The following is a 3,341-nucleotide window of genomic DNA, read 5'->3' on the forward strand; positions in this document are numbered from 1 at the left end:
GACAGCCGCGCAAGCAGGCCGGACATATGAAAGCAACCGATCACCGCAACCGACAAAATCAACCCTTGCCATAGGCGGCGTCCACATATGAATCAAGCCGCCGAAGACAAGCGATTGGTGCTCGAGATGGAGTTGCAGCAAGCCCGGTACGACGCATCCTTGGCGGAACGACGCTATGCCGCCTGTGACCCGGATAACCGCCTTATCGCATCAGAGCTGGAGAAACGGTGGGAAGAAGCCTTGGGACGCGTTCGAAGTTTCGAGCAGCGTCTCGATACGGATATTGCAGCAGCACCGGAGGTAGATGTCACGCGCCTTGAAGGGCTGGCGCAGGACCTTGAGACCGCCTGGACAGCTCCGGCGACATCCATGCGCGAAAAGCAACGATTGCTCAGAACACTGATCGAAGACATCGTGGCGGATATTGACGACGATACAGGCGAAATCGTTCTGGTCGTTCACTGGAAGGGCGGCCGGCACACGGAATTGCGTGTCAAGAAGCCGAAGAGCGGCGAGCACAATGCCCGCACCAGTGAAGAGGCGCTGGGGATCATCCGCGAGATGGCGGGACGCTGGCCGGACGAGTCGATTGCTGCCTGTCTCAACCGCATGGGAATGCCGACAGGTCAGGGCAAGACCTGGAATGCGAAACGCGTTTCATCCATCCGGCGTGTGAATGACATTCACGGATACCTGTCTGCTGACAAGGATGGCCCGTGGCGCACAATGACCGAGGCAGCGAAAGAGCTCGGGGTGACCAATCACGTCATCAGTAGGCTGATAAGAGACGGTATTTTGCCGGCAAATCAGGTGGTGGACGGCGCGCCGTACCAAATCCGAACGGCAGACCTGCATTCGGACAAGGTCAAAAACGCACTCGCGCGAAAGGGACGCCCGTGTCGCGCTGATCCCGAAGACCAGCTATCAATGTTTCCAAGCACTTACGAAGGGGGTGCATTATGACCAACCAACGGCGATGGGCCGGATCAGGTTCTCGACAGCATTGGAGTCAATCTCGACGCGGCCGTCGCGGAGGAAGGTCTGCAGCCCGTCCCATTGACGATGGATATAGGTCAGCTTCTCTCCGAGGCGTGACTTCGAGGAGATCCGGCAGCGCTGGTTTTGCAGCCATTCTCCGAATGAGGCGACCAGCGGCGCGGTGCGGGCCCGCCGGGCCGACAGCCGCTGGCCGGGACCCATGCCGCGGATCTCACCCTCAATGCGGTAGAGCTCCGCAATCCGGCGCAGTCCCTCGGCGGCGATCTCTGAGCCGTCGCGGTCGAAGACCTCCTTCAGCTTCCTGCGGGCATGCGCCCAGCAATGCGCGACGGTGACCGGCGCGCCGCCTTTCCGCGACGGGCGCGTCAGCCGGTTGTAGCCGGTATAGCCGTCCAGCTGCAGGATGCCATCGAAGCCCTGCAGGATCTGTTCCGCGTTCTGCCCGGCGCGGCCGGGAGCATAGGTGAACACCACACCGGGCGGGTCATCGCCGCCCCATCCGCGGTCGTCCCGGGCCAGCGCCCAGAGATACCCGGTCTTTGTCCGGCCGCGGCCCGGGTCCAGAACCGGCGCCGTGGTCTCGTCCATGAATAGCTTGCCCGATCCTTTCAGGTGCTCGGCCAGCCGGTCGACTACGGGACCGAGGTGGAAGGCGGCTGTCCCCACCCAATCGGCGAGCGTGCTGCGGTGCAGGTCGATCCCGGAGCGGGTCAGGATCTGGCTCTGCCGATACAACGGCAAATGGTCCGAGAACTTGCTGACCAGCACATGCGCGATGGCGCCCTCGGTCGGCAGACCGCCCTCGATCAGGTGCGCGGGAGCTGGTGCCTGGGTGACGCCCTCGGCGCAGGCGCGGCAGGCATACTTGGGCCGGACGGTGACGATGACGCGGATCTGCGCGGGAATAATATCCAGCCGCTCGGTGCGATCCGCGCCGATCCGGTGCATCTCGCCGCACCCGCATGGGCAGTCCAGGCTGTCCGGCTCGATCACCTTCTCGATCCGCGGCAGGTCCTTGGGCAGATTGCCCCGGTTGCGCCGGACCGCCCGGCGCGGGGACGCTTGCGGCGGAGCCTGTTCGTCCTGCTGGGTCTCGACCTCGGCGACTGCGGCCTCAAGATCCTCGAACGCCAGCTGCCGCTCGTCTTCGCTCAGCTTCTCCGACCGTTTGCCATGCACGGCCTGGTTCAGCTCGGCAATGAGGTGCTCCAGGCGTTTGTTGGCCTCCCGCAGCGCATCCCGCTCGCGCAGCACTGCCAGAACAGCGTCACGCTGGTCTTCGGGAATGGCAGAAAGGTCGATGGGCGGGGCACTGGACATGGCCGGAGCATAGCTCGATCCGCACCTTGATGGGCAGGCTTTCCGGGCGCCCGAGTCACTCTGCCGCAGCCGGTCGGCGCGCTTCAAGGGACCGCACCCGCCGCCAATCCAGCCCGGCAAACAGCGCCTCGAATTGGGCGCGGTTCAAGGTCATCGCCCCGTCGCTTATGGCAGGCCAGGTGAAGCTGCTCTCCTCCAGCCGCTTGTAGGCCATGACCAAGCCACTGCCGTCCCAGAACAGGATCTTCATCCTGTCCGCCCGCTTGGCCCGGAATACGAAGACCGTGCCCGTGAACGGATCTTCCGCCAGCGCTGACTGCACGAGCGCTGCCAAGCCGTCATGGCCTTTGCGGAAATCCACCGGCTTCGTCGCCACCAGGATCCGGACGCCCTGCGACGGCATCAGCATGGCGAGGTCCCGAGCGCATGCACGATCTCGGCGATCCGGGCTGCAGGCGTGCCGGGTGCCAGCTCAATCCTGACTTCGCCCGAGAGGATCCGGATCACCTCTTCCGATGCCGGAATGTCCGGTTCCCGCGGCGCCTCCGGCACATCGCAGACCACCAGCGGAGCGAAGACCGGTTCATCCAGCTCCGCCGCTGGCAACACCAGCTTCCCCTGCTTCGCCAGCCGGCGCCAAGCCGACAGCTGGTTTGGCAAGACCCCATACCGCGCCGCCACGGCATTCACTGTCGCGCCCGGCTCAAGCGTATCCGCAACGGCCTGCGCCTTCACTGCATCCGGCCACCGCCGGTGACCCGACGCGTAGATCTCGACGCCCAACGATTTGAGAAACGAATTTGTAGCGCACATTGCGAAACGCACTCCCCACTATGAGATGGGTATGATCTCGCAGGCGAGCCCCGCCCCTACAACGTGGGGCCAGGACACCGTTTACGATCCAGAACCCGGATGGGCGTGTCATCTGCGTGCAGAAGATCGCTGGCCATGATCTCGGTCTCGATCTTCCCGATCAGCGGCGCCAGCGTCTTCATCGCCCCGCCGCACCAGTCCACCAGGGT

At 64.1% G+C, this 3,341-nt stretch carries 3 protein-coding genes and 2 pseudogenes; 1 reads left to right on the forward strand and 4 read right to left on the reverse strand.

Going from position 1 to position 3,341, the window contains the following annotated elements:
- The first annotated feature begins 87 nt into the window (after positions 1 to 87).
- A complete protein-coding gene (locus BMW90_RS25990; protein ID WP_074840686.1) occupies positions 88 to 963 on the forward strand; it encodes a recombinase in 876 nt (291 codons plus the stop codon).
- A gap of 6 nt (positions 964 to 969) precedes the next feature.
- On the opposite strand, the pseudogene tnpC reads toward BMW90_RS25990, so the two are convergent.
- The 4 genes and pseudogenes from tnpC to BMW90_RS26010 all read right to left on the reverse strand — a co-directional run.
- Positions 970 to 2,319: pseudogene (gene tnpC / locus BMW90_RS25995) on the reverse strand (IS66 family transposase); the annotation flags it as partial.
- A gap of 55 nt (positions 2,320 to 2,374) precedes the next feature.
- Entirely contained in the window at positions 2,375 to 2,728 is a 354-nt protein-coding gene (tnpB, locus tag BMW90_RS26000) for an IS66 family insertion sequence element accessory protein TnpB (RefSeq protein ID WP_074840688.1), read from the reverse strand.
- Complete coding sequence (tnpA, locus tag BMW90_RS26005) at positions 2,722 to 3,132, reverse strand: IS66-like element accessory protein TnpA (RefSeq protein WP_074840690.1); 411 nt, start codon at positions 3,130 to 3,132, stop codon at positions 2,722 to 2,724. The genes tnpB and tnpA overlap by 7 nt, the downstream gene beginning before the upstream one ends.
- Positions 3,133 to 3,215: 83 nt before the next feature.
- A pseudogene (locus BMW90_RS26010) lies at positions 3,216 to 3,341 on the reverse strand (IS66 family transposase); the annotation flags it as partial.

The sequence above is a fragment of the Marinovum algicola genome (assembly GCF_900109145.1).
Taxonomy (GTDB): Bacteria; Pseudomonadota; Alphaproteobacteria; order Rhodobacterales; family Rhodobacteraceae; genus Marinovum; species Marinovum algicola.

What these genes read in the sequence shown, in the direction of transcription:
- BMW90_RS25990 (WP_074840686.1), top strand. Translation starts at nt 88, where the DNA reads ATGAATCAAGCCGCCGAAGACAAGCGATTGGTGCTCGAGATGGAGTTG.
- tnpB (WP_074840688.1), bottom strand. Translation starts at nt 2,728, where the DNA reads ATGCTGATGCCGTCGCAGGGCGTCCGGATCCTGGTGGCGACGAAGCCG.
- tnpA (WP_074840690.1), bottom strand. Translation starts at nt 3,132, where the DNA reads ATGTGCGCTACAAATTCGTTTCTCAAATCGTTGGGCGTCGAGATCTAC.